At 37.6% G+C, this 16,708-nt stretch carries 15 protein-coding genes; all 15 read right to left on the reverse strand.

The window, feature by feature from the left end; translation table 11 throughout:
• Window positions 1–13: 13 nt before the first annotated feature.
• The 15 genes from D8M06_RS05905 to D8M06_RS05975 all read right to left on the reverse strand — a co-directional run bounded on the left by D8M06_RS05905 (window position 14) and on the right by D8M06_RS05975 (window position 16,655).
• The gene (locus tag D8M06_RS05905) at window positions 14–871 is read right to left on the reverse strand and encodes an HpcH/HpaI aldolase/citrate lyase family protein (protein WP_158591737.1); all 858 of its coding nucleotides are present in this window, start codon (window positions 869–871) and stop codon (window positions 14–16) included.
• A gap of 31 nt (window positions 872–902) precedes the next feature.
• Window positions 903–1,568, reverse strand: a complete 666-nt coding sequence (locus tag D8M06_RS05910) for a GntR family transcriptional regulator (protein WP_121203463.1) — start codon at window positions 1,566–1,568, stop codon at window positions 903–905.
• A 25-nt stretch (window positions 1,569–1,593) separates the two neighbouring features.
• Window positions 1,594–2,151 (reverse strand): Fe-S-containing hydro-lyase, encoded by a 558-nt coding sequence (locus tag D8M06_RS05915; protein WP_121203464.1) that lies wholly within the window; start codon window positions 2,149–2,151, stop codon window positions 1,594–1,596.
• Between the two features lie 16 nt (window positions 2,152–2,167).
• A complete protein-coding gene (locus tag D8M06_RS05920; RefSeq protein ID WP_194074617.1) occupies window positions 2,168–3,010 on the reverse strand; it encodes a fumarate hydratase in 843 nt (280 codons plus the stop codon).
• A gap of 78 nt (window positions 3,011–3,088) precedes the next feature.
• Window positions 3,089–4,249, reverse strand: a complete 1,161-nt coding sequence (locus tag D8M06_RS05925) for an acyl-CoA dehydrogenase family protein (RefSeq protein ID WP_121203465.1) — start codon at window positions 4,247–4,249, stop codon at window positions 3,089–3,091.
• A 17-nt stretch (window positions 4,250–4,266) separates the two neighbouring features.
• A complete protein-coding gene (locus D8M06_RS05930) occupies window positions 4,267–5,085 on the reverse strand; it encodes an enoyl-CoA hydratase/isomerase family protein (protein ID WP_121203466.1) in 819 nt (272 codons plus the stop codon).
• Between the two features lie 13 nt (window positions 5,086–5,098).
• The gene (locus D8M06_RS05935; RefSeq protein WP_121203467.1) at window positions 5,099–6,025 is read right to left on the reverse strand and encodes a hydroxymethylglutaryl-CoA lyase; all 927 of its coding nucleotides are present in this window, start codon (window positions 6,023–6,025) and stop codon (window positions 5,099–5,101) included.
• A gap of 187 nt (window positions 6,026–6,212) precedes the next feature.
• Window positions 6,213–7,037, reverse strand: a complete 825-nt coding sequence (locus tag D8M06_RS05940) for an MBL fold metallo-hydrolase (RefSeq protein ID WP_241558849.1) — start codon at window positions 7,035–7,037, stop codon at window positions 6,213–6,215.
• Between the two features lie 16 nt (window positions 7,038–7,053).
• Entirely contained in the window at window positions 7,054–8,493 is a 1,440-nt protein-coding gene (locus tag D8M06_RS05945; RefSeq protein ID WP_241558851.1) for an SLC13 family permease, read from the reverse strand.
• 85 nt (window positions 8,494–8,578) lie between these two features.
• Window positions 8,579–10,585, reverse strand: a complete 2,007-nt coding sequence (locus D8M06_RS05950) for a TRAP transporter permease (protein WP_121203469.1) — start codon at window positions 10,583–10,585, stop codon at window positions 8,579–8,581.
• A 91-nt stretch (window positions 10,586–10,676) separates the two neighbouring features.
• A complete protein-coding gene (locus tag D8M06_RS05955; protein WP_121203470.1) occupies window positions 10,677–11,720 on the reverse strand; it encodes a TAXI family TRAP transporter solute-binding subunit in 1,044 nt (347 codons plus the stop codon).
• Window positions 11,721–11,735: 15 nt separating this feature from the next.
• Window positions 11,736–12,779: a DctP family TRAP transporter solute-binding subunit gene (locus D8M06_RS05960; RefSeq protein WP_241558853.1), complete on the reverse strand. Its 1,044-nt coding sequence runs from the start codon at window positions 12,777–12,779 to the stop codon at window positions 11,736–11,738.
• Window positions 12,780–12,907: 128 nt separating this feature from the next.
• On the reverse strand, window positions 12,908–13,573 hold the full coding sequence (locus tag D8M06_RS05965) for a response regulator (protein WP_121203471.1): 666 nt from the start codon (window positions 13,571–13,573) through the stop codon (window positions 12,908–12,910).
• A gap of 12 nt (window positions 13,574–13,585) precedes the next feature.
• Window positions 13,586–15,157, reverse strand: a complete 1,572-nt coding sequence (locus D8M06_RS05970; protein WP_121203472.1) for an ATP-binding protein — start codon at window positions 15,155–15,157, stop codon at window positions 13,586–13,588.
• Between the two features lie 286 nt (window positions 15,158–15,443).
• Window positions 15,444–16,655, reverse strand: coding sequence for a thiolase family protein (locus tag D8M06_RS05975; RefSeq protein WP_121203473.1), 1,212 nt, complete (start codon window positions 16,653–16,655; stop codon window positions 15,444–15,446).
• Window positions 16,656–16,708 lie beyond the last annotated feature (53 nt).

A 16,708-nucleotide genomic window follows, 5' to 3' on the forward strand; every position in this document is an offset into this window, starting at 1 on the left:
ATAACCATATATTTTATACTTGTATATCCGCATATAAAAGAAGCTTTCTAGCGCGCTCTGCCACAGGGATATCCACCATTTTTCCATCTATCTGAATTGCAGCCTCTCCCTTATCCAGGGATTCATTGTATTGCTGAACGATTTTTTTGGCTTCCTCAATTTCCTCTGGAGTAGGGGAATAAATTTGGTTCGTTCGATCGATTTGATTTGGATGAATTAGTAACTTTCCTTGAAATCCCAAGCGTTTCCCCATTCTTGCATCTTCAACTAGCCCTTCTTCATCCTGAAAATCAGTAAATACAGAATCAATCGGTGGTTCAATTCCTGCTGCACTAGAAACTTCCACCAATTTCGATTTTGAATACAGTAATTCCGTCCCGTGATGATCCGGACTTATATTAAGGTCAAGCTTATAATCCTCAGCACCAAATGCCAGACACTGAATACGCGTACTTGCTGTTGCAATTTCATAAGCATGATAAAGCCCCGAAGCAGATTCGATGATAGGGATAATGGATACTTTATGATTATTAATCTGGTATTTTCTTTCTAATACTTCTAATAAATAATCAATGATTACTATATCCTCTTTGGTATTTACCTTTGGCAAAACAATTCCAGTTAAGCCATCCCTTACACATTCATATAAATCATCCAAAAAAAATGGGGTCGTACGATCATTAATTCGAATATAATTTAAATTTTCTTTTGTTTCTTGAATAATCTTGGAAACCTTTAATCTAGCTGTTTCTTTCTCAGACACTGAAACAGCATCTTCCAAGTCAAAAATAAGCGCATTCACATCAAGAATTCTAGCTTTTTGTAAATGTTTCTCATTATTTCCGGGTATGAATAACCATGTTTTAATCATTGGTCCCCTCCTCTCTACCTTGATGCATTCGTTATTGAAATTCATGGTTTTCCATGGATTGGATGAGTTCTTCACCAGACCTTCTAATATGTTCTGATAAGCAGGTAGCAGCAGTCTCTGTTTCACGATTTTTTATTGCATTTAGAATTTGTTCATGTTCTTGAATCGACTTTTCTATTTGTCCCGGAATAATCTGTGGGGTGTCGTGTGGAAAACCATTTGAAATGGTTCCAATGATTCCCAAGAGCCTTGGTCGATTACATTTATTAATTAATAGCTGATGAAATTGGATATTTAGCTCCACGAAATGATCACGAGAGTTTGTTTCTATCATTCCTTGATGAAATTCTTCTAACTTGTTGATCTCTTCTTTCGTAAAATTCCCAATACCTTTCGTTAATGCTTCTGGTTCAAGAAGAGCTCGAAGTTCATAAATTTCTTTGATATCCTCTTTAGAGATGGAGCGAACTACTGCCCCTTTATGTGGTTCAATAACAACTAATCCTTCCAACTCTAACGTACGAAGTGCTTCTCTAACAGGCATTCGACTGACCCCAATTAAATCAGCTAGCTCTGTTTGTACCAATTTTTCACCAGGTCTAAAATCACCTTTTAATATAGCTCTTCTTAACACACTGCAAACACGATTATGCAGCATTTCTCTTTCCCCTATTTTTAAATCCAGCTTCTCTGTCATAATCATTTCCCCTATTTTTTGGAGTTTATATATTTGTTTTTCGGTATATATTAACACCTTCCTGATAGTAATCGCCGCCATGCATATCATTGATTACTATAGCTGGAAAGTCCTCCACTTCCATTTTTCGTATCGCTTCTATACCTAAGTCTTCATATGCAATGACTTCCACGCTTTTTATCGTTTTAGCAATAAGCGCTGCAGAACCACCAACTGCTGCAAAATATACAGCATGGTTATCTTGAATCGCTTGTTTGACTTGATCATTACGATACCCTTTTCCAATCATCCCTTTTAATCCTAATTCCAATAATTTTGGCGTATAGGCGTCCATTCGTGAGCTAGTTGTAGGGCCAGCTGAACCAATCACCTGTCCTGGCTTAGCCGGAGTAGGACCAACGTAATAAATAACTTGACCATTGATATCGAACGGTAACTCCAACCCTTTATCTAATGTTTCCGCCATTCGCATATGGGCAGCATCACGTGCAGTATAAACCGTACCACTTATTCGAACCTGATCACCTGCTCTTAAACTTGAAACAGTCTTTTCATCTAATGGTAGTTTAATAGACTTTGGCATTTCTTTTTCTCCTTTATTACAAGATTGCTACTTGGTGTCTACTAGCATGACAATTTAAATTTACCGCTACAGGCAATGTCGCAATATGGCATGCTTCTGCTTCAATTTTCACATCAAGTGCTGTCGTAGAACCTCCCAACCCCTGAGGCCCAATACCTAATCGGTTAATTTCCTCCATCAGTTCTATTTCCAGATCTGCTATCGTAGGATCAGGATTCCGCTCTCCAATAGGTCGGAATAGGGATTTCTTAGCCAGAAATGCACAGCGTTCGAAATTCCCACCAATACCAACTCCAACTACTAATGGTGGGCATGCATTGGGTCCCGCATCCTTCACGATATCCAGGATATAATCCTTTATTCCAACAAGGCCATCCGAGGGTTTAAGCATTTTCATATCACTCATGTTTTCAGCGCCTCCACCTTTTGCTGTCATATGGATGGTTATTTCATCTCCTTCCACCATTTCCAAATGGATAACAGCAGGAGTATTGTCGCCAGTGTTTTTACGATTTAATGGGTCTCCGACAACGGAATTGCGTAAATACCCTTCACCATATCCTTTCCGGACCCCCTCATTAATTGCTGCTGACAAGGAACCCCCAACAATATGGCAATCTTGACCGATTTCTACAATAAACACGGCTGTTCCAGTATCCTGACACATTGGAACATGTTCTGTTTTAGCAACCTTGGCATTATCTACTAGTTGTTGGAGCACATCTTTTCCTACAGGAGATTCTTCCGTACGCAAAGCTTGTTGAAAAGCTTCAAAAACATCTTCTCCAAGATTATAGTTTGCTTCTTGACACATAGAAGCAACACGATCAACTATTTCTTGATACATTATTTTCTTCATAGTAATCACCTTCCAGATAGTAGGTAAATATAAAAGTTCCATCAATAGACGAATCTATTGATGGAAGGTTGATGCTATTTAGAATGACCTTGGTAATCCAAGCACATGCTGTCCAACGTAGGAGGTAATCAAATTATTAGTAACTGGTGCTACAATGAATAATCGAGCTTCCCGGAATTTCCGCTCAATATTATATTCCTTCGCGAAACCATATCCACCAAAAGTTGTCATAGCTGCATTGGCAGCTTTCCAAGTCGATTCAGTTGCCAAATATTTTGCCATATTGGCTTCTGCTCCACAGTTTTCCCCCTCATCAAATAATTTAGCAGCCTTATCTCTCATCAATGTTGCTGCTTCAATATCCATATAAGATTGTGAGATTGGAAACTGAACTCCCTGATTTTGACCAATTGGTCGATTAAAGACAACTCGTTCATTGGCATACTGAACAGATTTATCAACAAAGTATTTTCCATCCCCAAGACTTTCGGATGCTACTAAAATACGTTCTGCATTCATTCCACTTAAGACATATTTAAATCCTTTGCCTTCTTCCCCGATTAGGTTTTCTTCAGGAATTACGGCGTTTTCAAAGAAAACTTCTGTAGTCGCATGGTTAATCATCGTGTCAATTGGACGAATCTCAATATTATCTTGTTGATCTTTCATGTCTAAGATAAATAAGCTAAGACCATCTGTTTTCTTGGTCACTTGATCTTTTGGAGTAGTTCTTGCTAAAAGCAGCATTAAATCAGAATGCTCCGTACGTGAGATAAATATCTTTTGTCCATTGACGATATATTTATCTCCTTGCTTCACTGCTGTTGTCGTAATACTCGTTGTATCACTTCCAGCAGTAGGCTCTGTAATCCCAAACGCTTGCAGTCTAAGCTCTCCACTTGCAATTTTAGGAAGGTAGCGTTGTTTTTGCTCTTCACTTCCATGTCGTAGAATGGCGCCCATTGTATACATTTGCGCATGCCCTGCACCAGAGTTTCCACCAGAACGATTAATTTCTTCTAAAATAATTCCAGCCTCAAGCATACCTAATCCTGCTCCGCCATACTCTTCAGGAATAAGAACAGATAACCAACCTTCATTGGTTAGCGCTTTAATAAATTCTTCAGGATACTCATCTTTTTCATCTGTTTCTCTCCAATAAGATTCTGGGAATTTGTCACACAATGCTCGAACACTTTCACGGATTAATTCTAAATCTTGTACGGTACTTGTCGTCATTTTTCATTTCCCCTTTATTAATTATTTTTCCAATTCGGCTGACGCTTTTCATTGAATGCAAGAATCCCTTCTTGTCGATCTTCTGAATTAGCTGTTTTATAGTAATTATTTATTTCAATGGTTAAAGCAGTATGTAGATCTGTCTGCATGCCATTGTTTACAGATTCTTTTAATGCCCTCAAAGATAATGGGGCATTCTGAGCTATTTCTTTAGCTACGCTTAATGTATTCTCCTTGAATTCTTCTTGATTGAAAACATCATTTACTAGTCCTAATTCCTTGGCACGTTCTGCACTCATTTGATTTCCTCTAAATAAGTATTCCTTCGCTATCCCAACTGGAATAGCTCTTGGTAAATTCTGTGTACCACCTACGCCTGGAATGATACCAATTTTAGCTTCTGGTAATCCTAACTTGCCATGGGCCACAGAATAGCGGAGATCACAGCTTAAGGCCATTTCAAGTCCACCACCCAATGCATAACCATTTATAGCTGCGATAACGGGATATGGAAAGTCTCGAATTTCTTTGAATGCGTTCTCAAAAATATCGTGCTGTTTCTTCCAATCTTTATTGGTCATTCCGTTACGTTCTTTTAAATCAGCCCCTACACAAAAACTTTTTTCACCAGAGGCCGTAATAATTAATACACGAACATCATCTTTTTCTTTTAGTTCCTGAATGGAGTTTACTAAATCAAGCCCCATCTGGGTGTTCATCGCATTCATAGAATCTGGTCGATTTAAAGTAATCGTATAAACTCCTTTTGAATGCTCATCCTGATTAATTAATAGAGTTTCATATTGTTCGGCTAATAAGGTTTCATACTGTTTCATTTCATTTCCTCCTCTATGCTTCTGCCGGTACGGAATATTTTCGATCAGACTTCCCAGCTTTTAACACATAGCTGGATAAATCATGTCCTATTAATTCTTTTAAACGTTTGGATGCTTCTATTAACTTATCTAAATCAATACCTGTTTCAATTCCCATATTATGCAGCATATGTACTACATCCTCAGTACAAACGTTTCCTGTTGCTCCTGGAGCAAATGGACAACCTCCAAGTCCACCTAAAGAAGCATCAAAACTAGTAATCCCCGCTTCCATACCTGCGAGGATATTGGATAGTCCCATCCCTCTAGTATTATGAAAATGAAGGTTAAAAGATTGTTCCGGGAATTCCTGTCTCATCGTTCGTACAAAATCATAAACTTGCTTCGGGTTGGCCATCCCCGTTGTATCTGCAAAGGTAATTATATTTGCATCTAACTCTGTCAGATTAGCGACGATTTCCTTCACCCGATGAACTGGTACCTCTCCCTCAAAAGGACATCCAAATGAAGTTGCAATGGACACATCTAACTTTATTTCTTCTTTGGCACAGAACTCTTTAATTGTCCTTAGTCTTTCTAACGATTGCTCGGTACTTTGGCGAACATTTTGAAGGTTGTGTGTGTTACTTGCGGAAAAGACAAAATTTACTCTTTTCACTCCATGACTGGCAGCTGATTCAGCACCTTTAAGATTTGGAATCAACGCAACCAAATTTAGAGCATCAAGGTTCTTTATCAAATCATAAAGTTCTCCAGAATTGGCCATTTGAGGTACAGCCTTTGGATGTACAAATGATCCAAACTCTAAGCTTGTTGCTCTCGCATCTAATAAGTAATGTACTAACTCTTGCTTTTCTTCTACAGATAAAACCTTTTCTTCTAGTTGAATACCATCTCTAAGGATAACTTCATTAATAGTTACTTTTTTAGGTAATTCCATCTCCTACCTCCTTTTAGTTTGTCAACTGTATATTGGATACAATATTAATCTTTTTAAAATCGCTTCCATTACAGAAACGATTGTTAATCTTAATCATCCAACATTTACATAATAATTAATAATAATCTGATTTTAATGATTAATTAAATTATATAAAAGATTCATTCTAATGTAAAGGTGATTTGTATTAAAATTCCACTTTCTTTGTTATATCCCTTACAATCGAACGCACAATATGCAATGTATCATATTCTCCCTCTGAAAATTCAATCAACTGGTACCTTTTTGGAAACATGATATCTCTGGTTTCGGTCACTGTATAACCCTGGTGGTAAAGGTCTTTCACCTTATCATATAGATTCTCCAGATAGGAAAGCTTCCTTTTCAACATCATTCTTCCATTTGGAACAAGACCAGTATGAGAACAAAACAAACTCTTAAATTCTAAGTTTAATAATTTCCTTATAGATTCTATCATCAATGGAATAGATTCATCTTTCATGATTATTTTGGGTTCTGGCGTTAGAAATAAGTCACCAGCAAACAATCTACCTGATTCTTCATGGTATAAAGAAACATGATTTTCCGCATGACCAGGCGTATATATAACATTCCATTCCAGATGATTAGATTGGATAGTAGTCCCTAACGAATATACTTCAAAAGGATCTCTTATGCCCCATGTTATCCGGCGATACTTTGGATAGGATACTGGATTCTCACATATCGCTTTTCCCTTTGGATGAATATATATTGGGACATTCCTATTTTGCATGATCCAAGACGCTGTTCCCGTATGGTCCTCATGACTATGTGTTAACGTTACAAAATCAAATGAATGCTCCTTGTAAAATGGAACTAATTCTTCCTTCAATATGGCTGGACCTGTGTCGATTAACATTCCATCTACAAGATACATATAAACTGTTCTGCCTATCTTACCAGGTCTTGTGACCATCTTTACACAAATCACTCCATCTTCCTCTGAAACATGTATCATCCCTTTAGTCATTCCTCCTACAACTCATTTACGGCCAAAACCCTAGCCACTTCCACCAAGTAAAAGCAACGATTATGGTAATAATAGTGCTGATAACTGTCCCCCATATACCTGGAATATAAAAGTCTTTTTGCTCCACTAATCCTGTACCATGTACAACCACATTCGGCATCGTTTCCACCACTAGAATAAATCCAAACAACAAAGTAATGGAAGAAACAAAACTAACCACAACTGGGTCCAACCCAACCTGAAGAGATAAACCAATCAATACAGGCAATAACGTCACAACAGCAGTAGATACATTGGTAACACCTAAATGATAGAATTGCGACACAACAACTACTAGAATGATAGCCACCCATGGATTGCCAAATGCTTGCACAATAATATTTGCTGTAAATAAATCAGCAAGTAATTCGATTGCTCCTGATTGAATAAGCGCAAATCCTAACGAAAGAGTTGCTCCAATCAATAAAACCATATTAAAATTCACTTTAACCATTGCCTTCCACTCAACGAATCCAATTCTTGGCATCGCCATTAAAACAACAGCAAGTAAAGCAGGGACAGTAGGATGATAGCCATGCAAGGATTCGGTCATCCACAAGATAACGGTAATACTCAAAATCAGCAGACATTTCTTTTCGCTTTTACTGATAGGCCCTAATTGTTCTTTCTTTTCTTTCATGTTTTTTTGGAGTATCTGAAAAGAATATGCTTCTGTTGGGAATTGACGCCAAATCATAAAAGGAATGATTAAAATCAATAACAACCAAATAGGAAACGCGTATAGGAACCAGCTAAAGTAAGATAATGTACCACCAGTATATATTTGCAGAATTTCAATCGTTAAGATGTTTCCAACTGCTGCTGTTAAGATGGCGGTTCCACTTATATTTCCAGCAAACGCTGTCCCTACAAGCATCAACTTACTAAAGTTACTTCCTTTTTTTGCCCCAACAGCTTCAATTACAGACAACACAATGGGTATCATTAAAGTAACCCTTACAGCTGTAGCAGGAATAAAAAATGCTTGCACTTGCATCAGTAAGAAAAATCCTATGAAGATGGTTTTCGCCGAGTTCCCCCAACGCTCAAGAAATGTATAGGTAATCCTATCCATTAATGATGTCTGATTAACTCCTTGTGCAATCATCATTCCTGCTATTATGAGAAATACGGCTGGTGAAGCAAAGCCACTCAAAACCGTATCAATTGGAACGGCATTTAGTAACAATAATAGAACTAATGTCAAAACCGAGGTCATCCCTAGTGGAATTGGCTCTAGGGCCCATAACAACACTCCATAAACCATTACCGCTATCGTTACTCTTGGGCCCCATGATACATCTTCTGGAATAAATAGTAATAATCCTAAAAAAATGAAACTGGAGACCCCAAACACAATCATTCTTTTCGAAACAGAAAAATGCGTCTTTTTTATTAAATTACTTTGAACTTTCAAATTTCATCCCAGCTTTTTATTAAAATCGTTTAGAACAAATAGAAGGTAAGACATTAAAAACATATATGCTTTACATTCCTCACACTCAAGCCGCCTTTTGTATCATGTCGGATTTATTAATAAACTTTTGAATCACGATAACTAGCAGTACTATTCCAATAGCAACTAAATCTGTATACAGACTTGATAGCATAAAAAGTAAAGCTGCTACCATCAGAAAAATTCTACTGTACCATTGTGCATGCTTTCCTAAGAACCATGCTTGAACGGCTGCTGACAACAGGTATACTCCAACTAAAGCAGTTATCGATGCGATGATAATTCCAACTGTAGAATCACTTTGCAACAGTAATTCTGGGCTAAAGAAGAACATAAATGGAACGATAAACGCTGCTAAGCCAAGTTTAAATGCTTGGAATCCAGTTTTCATTGGATCTGTACCCGTTATACCTGCTGCAGCAAAAGCCGCTAGGGCAACCGGTGGTGTAATGGCAGAAATAACAGCAAAATAGAAAACAAACATATGTGCTAATAATGGATCAATTCCCATATTAATTAAACCAGGTGCTACCGCGGATGCGGCCACAGCATAAGCGGCTGTTGTAGGCATACCCATTCCCAAAATAATAGAGATGACCATAGCAAAGATTAGAGCAATTAACATATTGTTATCCGCAATAGATAAAAGCAAGGAACTAAATCGTTGGCCAATTCCTGTTAAAGCAATAACCCCAACAATAATACCTGCACAAGCCACAATAGAGATTAACTGTATGGCGTTTTTCATTCCTAATTCAAAGGCCTCTAAAATACTCTTTAATCCCATTCGTGTTTCTTTGCTGAACAAGCTGAGAACGAAGCACGCTATAATCCCTGCTGTACCTGCATATATTACAGAAAATCCTTGTACCAATAGAGTGATCAGTAATATGACTGGAACAAATAGATATGCCTTCTTTAAAATAGCTTTCACATTTGGTAATTGCTCACGAGATAATCCCTTCATGCCAGACTTAAGTGCTTTAAAATCTACCATGAAATAAACAGACGTGAAGTATAGTACAGCTGGAATAATAGCTGCAATAATGATCTCAGAATAACCTATGCCTGTTATCTCAGCCATCAAGAAGGCACCCGCTCCCATAATTGGAGGTAATAATTGCCCTCCTGCCGAAGCAGTTGCTTCTGTAGCAGCTGCAAACTGAGGTGGATAACCAGTACGCTTCATTAAAGGTATCGTTAGAGAACCTGTGGCTACAACATTACCTGCTGAAGTTCCATTAATCATCCCCATTAAACCGGAAGAAAAAATCGCTACCTTAGCAGGGCCACCACGCAGTCCACCTGCAATGGCAAATGCGACATTTATAAAGTACTGTCCGACACCAGACATTTGCAGAAATGCACCAAATATGATGAACAAAATAATATATTTAGATGACACATCAGTGGTTACACCAAAAACCCCATCCAAGCCATATACATACGTCACAAATCTTTCTAATGAATAACCGTTATGATTTAAAATACCCGGCAAATACGGGCCAGCAAATACATAACCAACAAATACTAGGGCTAAAATCGGTAGTACCCATCCACTTGTACGTCGAGTTAATTCAACAACTAATAGTAATCCAACTAAAGCTACATAAAAATCCATATCTGTTGGAGTAACCCCAAAGCGGAATACGAGTTGATTTAAGTTTGCATAAATGTAATAACCTATATATATAGAAGCAATGATTAGAAGCCAATCAACTATGTGTACTTTACTTGAAGCTTTTCTCCAACCAGGGTATAGCATTAAACCTAATACAGTCCCAAATACCAAGTGAGTACTACGAAACACCCAAGGATCTATTGGATTAAAGTTTAAAATATACAGATGATAGAGGGCACCAATAACTGCAATTGTCATAAACAGATACCGGACCCATCCAGACAAATGACGCATACCAGATGCAGCTTCAATCGCTTCTTCATCAACGGTAGTATCTATTTTCCCATTAGAAGAAGTTGTTACAGAGTTAGATTCTTTCTCCTCCAACTTCTTGTCATTCGATGATTTAGAATTTTGTTCTTTTTTCCCCATAGTGTCCCCTCCTTTAGTTGCAAATTCAACACGGTATAGATATGTCAAGGGATTCCTTACCCCTAAAGATAAGGAATCCCAATACTAAAGCTTACTCTTCCCATTCTTCCGGGTATACAGATTCAGGTAGGTCAACTCCTACTTCTTCATAGTAACGAATAGCCCCTGGGTGTAGAGGGAATTCTTGATTTTTTAAGATTGCATCCGGATCTTCCGCTTCTTTGGCAGATGCATGCGTATTAATCATTTGATCAATATTTTCGTGGTATGCTTTCACGAAGTCGTAGACAAAATCCTCACTTACATCTTTTTGAACAACACCAAAGTTAAATTGTGCCATTGTTTCTAAATCTTCATCTAATGAATCATATGTGTCAGCAGGAATAGTATACTCCGTAAAGTATGGAAGTTCCTCCATGACTGTACTTCTGTCTTCTTCACTAAGTCCGTAAATATTAATATCCATTTGTGTTTCCACTTCTGTTACCGCAGCAATAGGTATACCTGCAGAGAAACCAATATGATCAAGCTGGCCATCCATCATTTGTGAAGCCATGTCACTTGCCCCTGCCTGTACTTGGTCACTAGTTTCAATCCCTAATGCTTCGTAAATTAAAGGATTATATGTTCCTGGCGTACCACCAGCTGGACCAACGCCAACTCTTTCTCCTTCATGATCACGAATACTTGTTGCATCTGATTCTGCAGTAGACCACCAGTGAAATGGAGTATGATACATCGGGAAAATAACTCGGATATCTTTATATTCTTTCTCTGACCATTCTCCATCGTTGTAGTAACCTTCGTAAAGTGGGCCATTTGTTACCATCCCTACTTGCACATCACCAGCATCAAGCAGTTGAATATTGTGAACCGGACCACCAGTAACCTCTACATTAGAAGTAACATCAAGATGCTCTTCTAGTAGGTTGGCTAATCCACCACCCCAAATATAATAAGTTCCACCTTGGGAAGCAGTACCAATTGTTACCGTACTAGGATAATCCCCAGCACCTGCACTCTCTCCTCCATCTGTTTCTCCACTTGTTTCCTCTGCATTATCTCCACACGCTGAAAGAACCAAGAGAAAGATAGATAACACTAAAAGAAAACCAAATTTTGTAAATCTTTTCAATGTAATTTCTCCCCTTTACTGTTTTAATTTTGGAATATATTCTATATATTCAGCTCCAAACCTTTCTATATAAGTGTCATATAATGGATTTAGAGCTTCTTCCCATTGTTTTTTTTCTGTTTCACTTAGCTGATGGATTTTCATGCAATTACAATCTACTAAAGTCTTATATTTATCTTGATTAACTTGTTTTGCTAGTTCAGCCTGCCATTCAGTAACCTCTTCAAGTACATCTAAGATAATCATCTGTACTTCATCCGGCAAATCTTCCCAGAAATCCGCATTCATAATAACCAAATAACCTAAATAGCCGTGATTGCTTACCGTCATATAATCTTGAACAGAATGAATGTTTTTGTTAACAATATTGGAAAAAGTATTTTCCTGTGCTTGAACATGACCTTTTTCCAACACAGAAAATACTTGATCAAATGTTTCCACTTGCGAATTAGCCCCTAACAGTTTGAACTGTTCTTCCAATAATTCACTTTCCATTATCCGAAAGGTAACATCTTTAAAATCTTTTGGATCTTGAAGTGAATGATGTTTATTCGTCATTTGTTTGAAACCGTTGTCCCAATAAGATAAGTAATACATACCTTTTTGTTCTAATTTCTTTTTTAAGACTTCCCCAGCAGGACTCGATATGTACTCTTTTGCTTCCAACTCACTATCAAAAGCAAACGGTAAATCCATCACTTGCCATTCCGGGACAATGGAAGAGACTTTAGACGTTGCAGGTGCAATCATTTGTACGTCACCATCTAATAGAGCATCTAATTCTTCTCCATCCTTATATAAAAAACTATTCGGGAAAACCTGAACTTCTACATATCCATCTGTACGTTCCTCTACTAACTCAGCAAAACGTCTACTAGCAAGTCCTTTCGGTGTGTCTTCCCCAACAACATGAGAAAAACGAATGACGATTCTTTCATCTTCACTGAGTTGTTCATGATCGACTGGGTATGTTTTTGCTGAGCAAGAAACGAATAAAATAGTGGAAATAATGAATACAAAACTAAAACTTGTTATTTCTAATTGCCTCAGTAGGACCAACACCCCTCGATTAAATATTTAGAAATATTCGAGTAATCGGATGTTTCTTATTATAAAACGCTTTCAATTGCATCGCAATAAAAAGACCATATTAATCTTTTTGGTCTTTTTGGTCTTACCTATTAAGATTAGGCTAAATAAAAATTACTTGGCCTTCCTACCTTTCCATACTCCATTTTGACGGTTATTTTTTTCTGTTTTGATAAATAATCTAAATATCTGCGTACAGTAACCCTAGCCATTCCCAGATATTCAGCTAATTGTTCAGAAGTCACAGGCTCCTTTTGTTCGTAGAGAGCAATTAATACTTGTTTTAACGTATTTTCACTAAGCCCTTTCGGAAGGTCATCATCTCTCCTTATTTCCTGTTTCTTTGTCCATTCATCAATGTCCTTTTGACTAACAGATTGGGCCCATTGGAGTTTATTCCACATTTTCCAGTAATTATTTAAGGCTATTTTAAATCGGTCAAAGCGAAAAGGTTTCACAATATAGTCTACTGCACCGAAACGAAAAAACTGATGTACCGTATTTGTATCCCTAGCAGCTGTTATCATGATGATGTCTACCGGCAGTCCCTCTTCCCTCACCTTTTGTATAACATCAAGTCCAGATAAATCAGGTAAAAATACGTCTAATAAGACTAAATCAGGATCTTTCCGTCTAATCATCTCTATAGCCTCTTTTCCTGTCCCAGCACTACCCATTAAATGAAAGTGGGGAATTTTCTCTAAAAAAGATTTGTTTACTTCTAACACCATCGGATCATCCTCAACGATTAGCACATGAATCATGTCCCTTCCCCCCTATAAAGATATTTCAATCTCAAAAAGTGTCCCACCATGTTCATTTGAATTAACCCATAAATCGCCCTGCTTTGCTTCTACAATCTCTTTTACAATAAATAAACCAATTCCCCGGCCTTCTTTTGCCTTCGTACTATACCCCTGTTTAAATATGAATGATTTTTCGTTTTCGGCTATTCCTTTACCAGAATCTTTAACCGATATAAATAGATGATCTTCTTTTCCTTGAATAAGACATGAGACATTCTTGGTCTCGGCATCTTTACAAGCCTCTATCGCGTTATCAAGTAAATTCCCAAGGATTGTTATAATATCTCCTGCGCTCAATCCTTCCACAACTTCCTGCACATAACTCTCTCTATCTATGAATAACTGAACCCCAAGCTCTCTTGCCCGCGAACGTTTTCCTAATAGAAGTCCTGAAATAGAATAATGTTTGATACGGTTCCTAAGAAATTGTACTAGATCTTCCTCAATAGACGTCTCATCAACGATAACGTCCAAGGCTTCATCAGTCCTTTCTAACTGTATAAGCCCGGCAATGCTGTGGAGTTTATTCATGTACTCATGATTTTGTGCTCGTAAAGCAGCTACTAAACTTTTCACCCCTGTTAGTTCCTCACCTAGTCGATGAACTTCGGACCGTTTTTGTAGATTAATAAGTGAACCGGTAAAAGAACCCTTAACAAAGATAGGATAAATCGATACAAGATACATATTTCCATTGATGTTAACCGGTTTGTTAATTAATTTCTCTCTCGCATCAAGCTTATCCGTTATCCATGATTGAGTAAATAGTTCTTTCAGTACCATTCCACTTGAAAAGTTAATACCAGTATAGGTTTCTGCTAATTTATTCATAAAGCTTATCTGACCTTTATTATCCGTAGCAATGATACCCGTATCAAGATTTTCCATAATCGTAGAACGCTCTTCGAATAGTCGAGCAATCTCATATGGCTCTAAATGATAGGTTTGCTTTTTTACATTGTTAGCTAAAAACCAAGCACCAATTAATCCTATTAGAAGACCCCATATTAAGGATAAGCTTAAATCATATTGATATTCTTTAAGTAAGGATTGGAAGGTTGGAGATAAAATCCCCACAACAGCAACGCCAACCTGTTCTACCCCTTCGACATTCATGATTGGTACGAATGCTCGTATAGCAAAACCTAGTTCTCCTTCTGCTTTAGACGTATATTCTAGCTCAGAGAATGCTGCACGCTCATCACCGCCAGTAAACTTTTCGCCAATTTTAGATTCAGACGGATGGGAATATCTGATTGCCTCCATATCCATGATAACTATATAGTCTACATTTGTTGATAATCGAATCCTTTCAGCAATAGGTTGAATAATTTCTTCCCCACTCTTTTCACCCACAGCATTTCTTATATCATCTAATTGTGAAATTGTTCTCGCAATAGCAGTAGCCCGTTCTCCTATTTCACCTTCAAATGATTTTGATACACTAGCCAGCATAGTGATTCCGCTTACAATTACTGAGGAAAACACTAGTATGGAAGATAATATGAGCATTTTTGTTCGTAATTTTACTCGTTTATTCATTGTAAGCCTCACTTGTTTTTTTCACATGTAACTTTCCAAAAAGATAGAATCGCGTTATTATTTTAATAAATAACCTACGCCTTTATAATATTATGAAAATTACTATATATCAATCTATACTTAAAAGATAAGTACCGTACAAAGAAAAATGAGATGTCCTATAAAGAACATCTCTATAATTAGCCTTTTTAAAGAAAATAATTGATTGAACAATAAGGGTTAATTTCTTACGATTCTACACAAGTCATTAACTGACATTTTAGAGAGGAATTTAATGATGTTTGCATTATCCTTTATTACCTAACCCCACACATCTCCTCGCCACCGTAGCAATCCCCTGCCCAACACCAATACACATAGTAGCCAACCCAAACTCAACCTCTCTCCGCTCCATCTCATACAACAAAGTAGTCAATATCCGAGCCCCACTAGCCCCTAAAGGATGACCATAAGCAATCGAACCACCATTCACATTGACCTTATCCATATCTAAAGATAACTCATTAATACATGCGAGCGATTGCGCTGCAAAAGCCTCATTTAATTCCACTAACCCTATGTCTTCAATGGATAAATTCGCTCTTTGAATAGCTTTCTTTGTAGCTGGTACTGGCCCTACCCCCATAATGGCAGGATCGACACCTGAAACAGCAAATGATTCAATGGAGGCAATAGGAGATAATCCCAACTCCTTGGCCTTGCTTTCACTCATGATCAATAACGCTGCTGCCCCATCATTTACTCCGGAGGCATTCCCAGCTGTTACTGTTCCTCCTTGATTGACCGTTCTTAAACTCTGTAGTTTTTCCAAAGAAGTATTAGGACGCGGGTGTTCATCTTGATCAACCACGATCGTTTCTTTTTTTCGTTTTACCTCCACTGGAACAATTTCTTCTTGCATTCTTCCAGATTCCATTGCGGCTTTAGCTCTTTGCTGACTATTGTATGCAAACTCATCCTGACTATCTCGGGATATATCATACTTTTTCGCAACATTGTCTGCTGTCTCAATCATGGAATAGGGATAATGTTTTTCTGCTAATTTATCATTCACAAATCTCCATCCGATGGTTGTATCATATATTTCTACTGATCTTTGAAAAGGTTTGGTTTGTTTAGCTGTTACAAAAGGGGCTCTTGTCATACTTTCTGTACCGCCTGCAATAAAAATATCTCCTTCTCCACACATTATTGATTTAGCCGCTTGGTTTACTGCTTCGAGACTTGAACCGCACAAACGATTAACAGTAACTCCCCCTACAGACAATGGTAATTCTGCTAATAGAGTTGCCATTCTAGCAACATTTCTATTATCTTCTCCACTTTGATTTGCACAACCTACATAAACATCTTCCAATTCTTCTACTGGAAAATCATTTCGATTTATCAATTCCTTCATAACAATAGCGGCAAGATCATCTGGCCGTACATCTTTTAAAGCTCCTCCATATCTTCCTATAGGTGTTCTAATTGCATCAATAATAACAGCTTTCTCCATAAAAAATCCCCTCCATGTTTATACATTAATAGCCATCGCCAAAAGACGATGGC

It is taken from the genome of Oceanobacillus halophilus (assembly GCF_003628505.1).
Classification (GTDB): domain Bacteria; phylum Bacillota; class Bacilli; order Bacillales; family Amphibacillaceae; genus Oceanobacillus; species Oceanobacillus halophilus.

Coding starts and splice junctions, on each gene's coding strand:
- D8M06_RS05905 (WP_158591737.1), bottom strand. CDS start 871: ATGATTAAAACATGGTTATTCATACCCGGAAATAATGAGAAACATTTA.
- D8M06_RS05910 (WP_121203463.1), bottom strand. CDS start 1,568: ATGACAGAGAAGCTGGATTTAAAAATAGGGGAAAGAGAAATGCTGCAT.
- D8M06_RS05915 (WP_121203464.1), bottom strand. CDS start 2,151: ATGCCAAAGTCTATTAAACTACCATTAGATGAAAAGACTGTTTCAAGT.
- D8M06_RS05920 (WP_194074617.1), bottom strand. CDS start 3,010: ATGAAGAAAATAATGTATCAAGAAATAGTTGATCGTGTTGCTTCTATG.
- D8M06_RS05925 (WP_121203465.1), bottom strand. CDS start 4,249: ATGACGACAAGTACCGTACAAGATTTAGAATTAATCCGTGAAAGTGTT.
- D8M06_RS05930 (WP_121203466.1), bottom strand. CDS start 5,085: ATGAAACAGTATGAAACCTTATTAGCCGAACAATATGAAACTCTATTA.
- D8M06_RS05935 (WP_121203467.1), bottom strand. CDS start 6,025: ATGGAATTACCTAAAAAAGTAACTATTAATGAAGTTATCCTTAGAGAT.
- D8M06_RS05940 (WP_241558849.1), bottom strand. CDS start 7,037: ATGACTAAAGGGATGATACATGTTTCAGAGGAAGATGGAGTGATTTGT.
- D8M06_RS05950 (WP_121203469.1), bottom strand. CDS start 10,585: ATGGGGAAAAAAGAACAAAATTCTAAATCATCGAATGACAAGAAGTTG.
- D8M06_RS05965 (WP_121203471.1), bottom strand. CDS start 13,573: ATGATTCATGTGCTAATCGTTGAGGATGATCCGATGGTGTTAGAAGTA.
- D8M06_RS05970 (WP_121203472.1), bottom strand. CDS start 15,157: ATGAATAAACGAGTAAAATTACGAACAAAAATGCTCATATTATCTTCC.
- D8M06_RS05975 (WP_121203473.1), bottom strand. CDS start 16,655: ATGGAGAAAGCTGTTATTATTGATGCAATTAGAACACCTATAGGAAGA.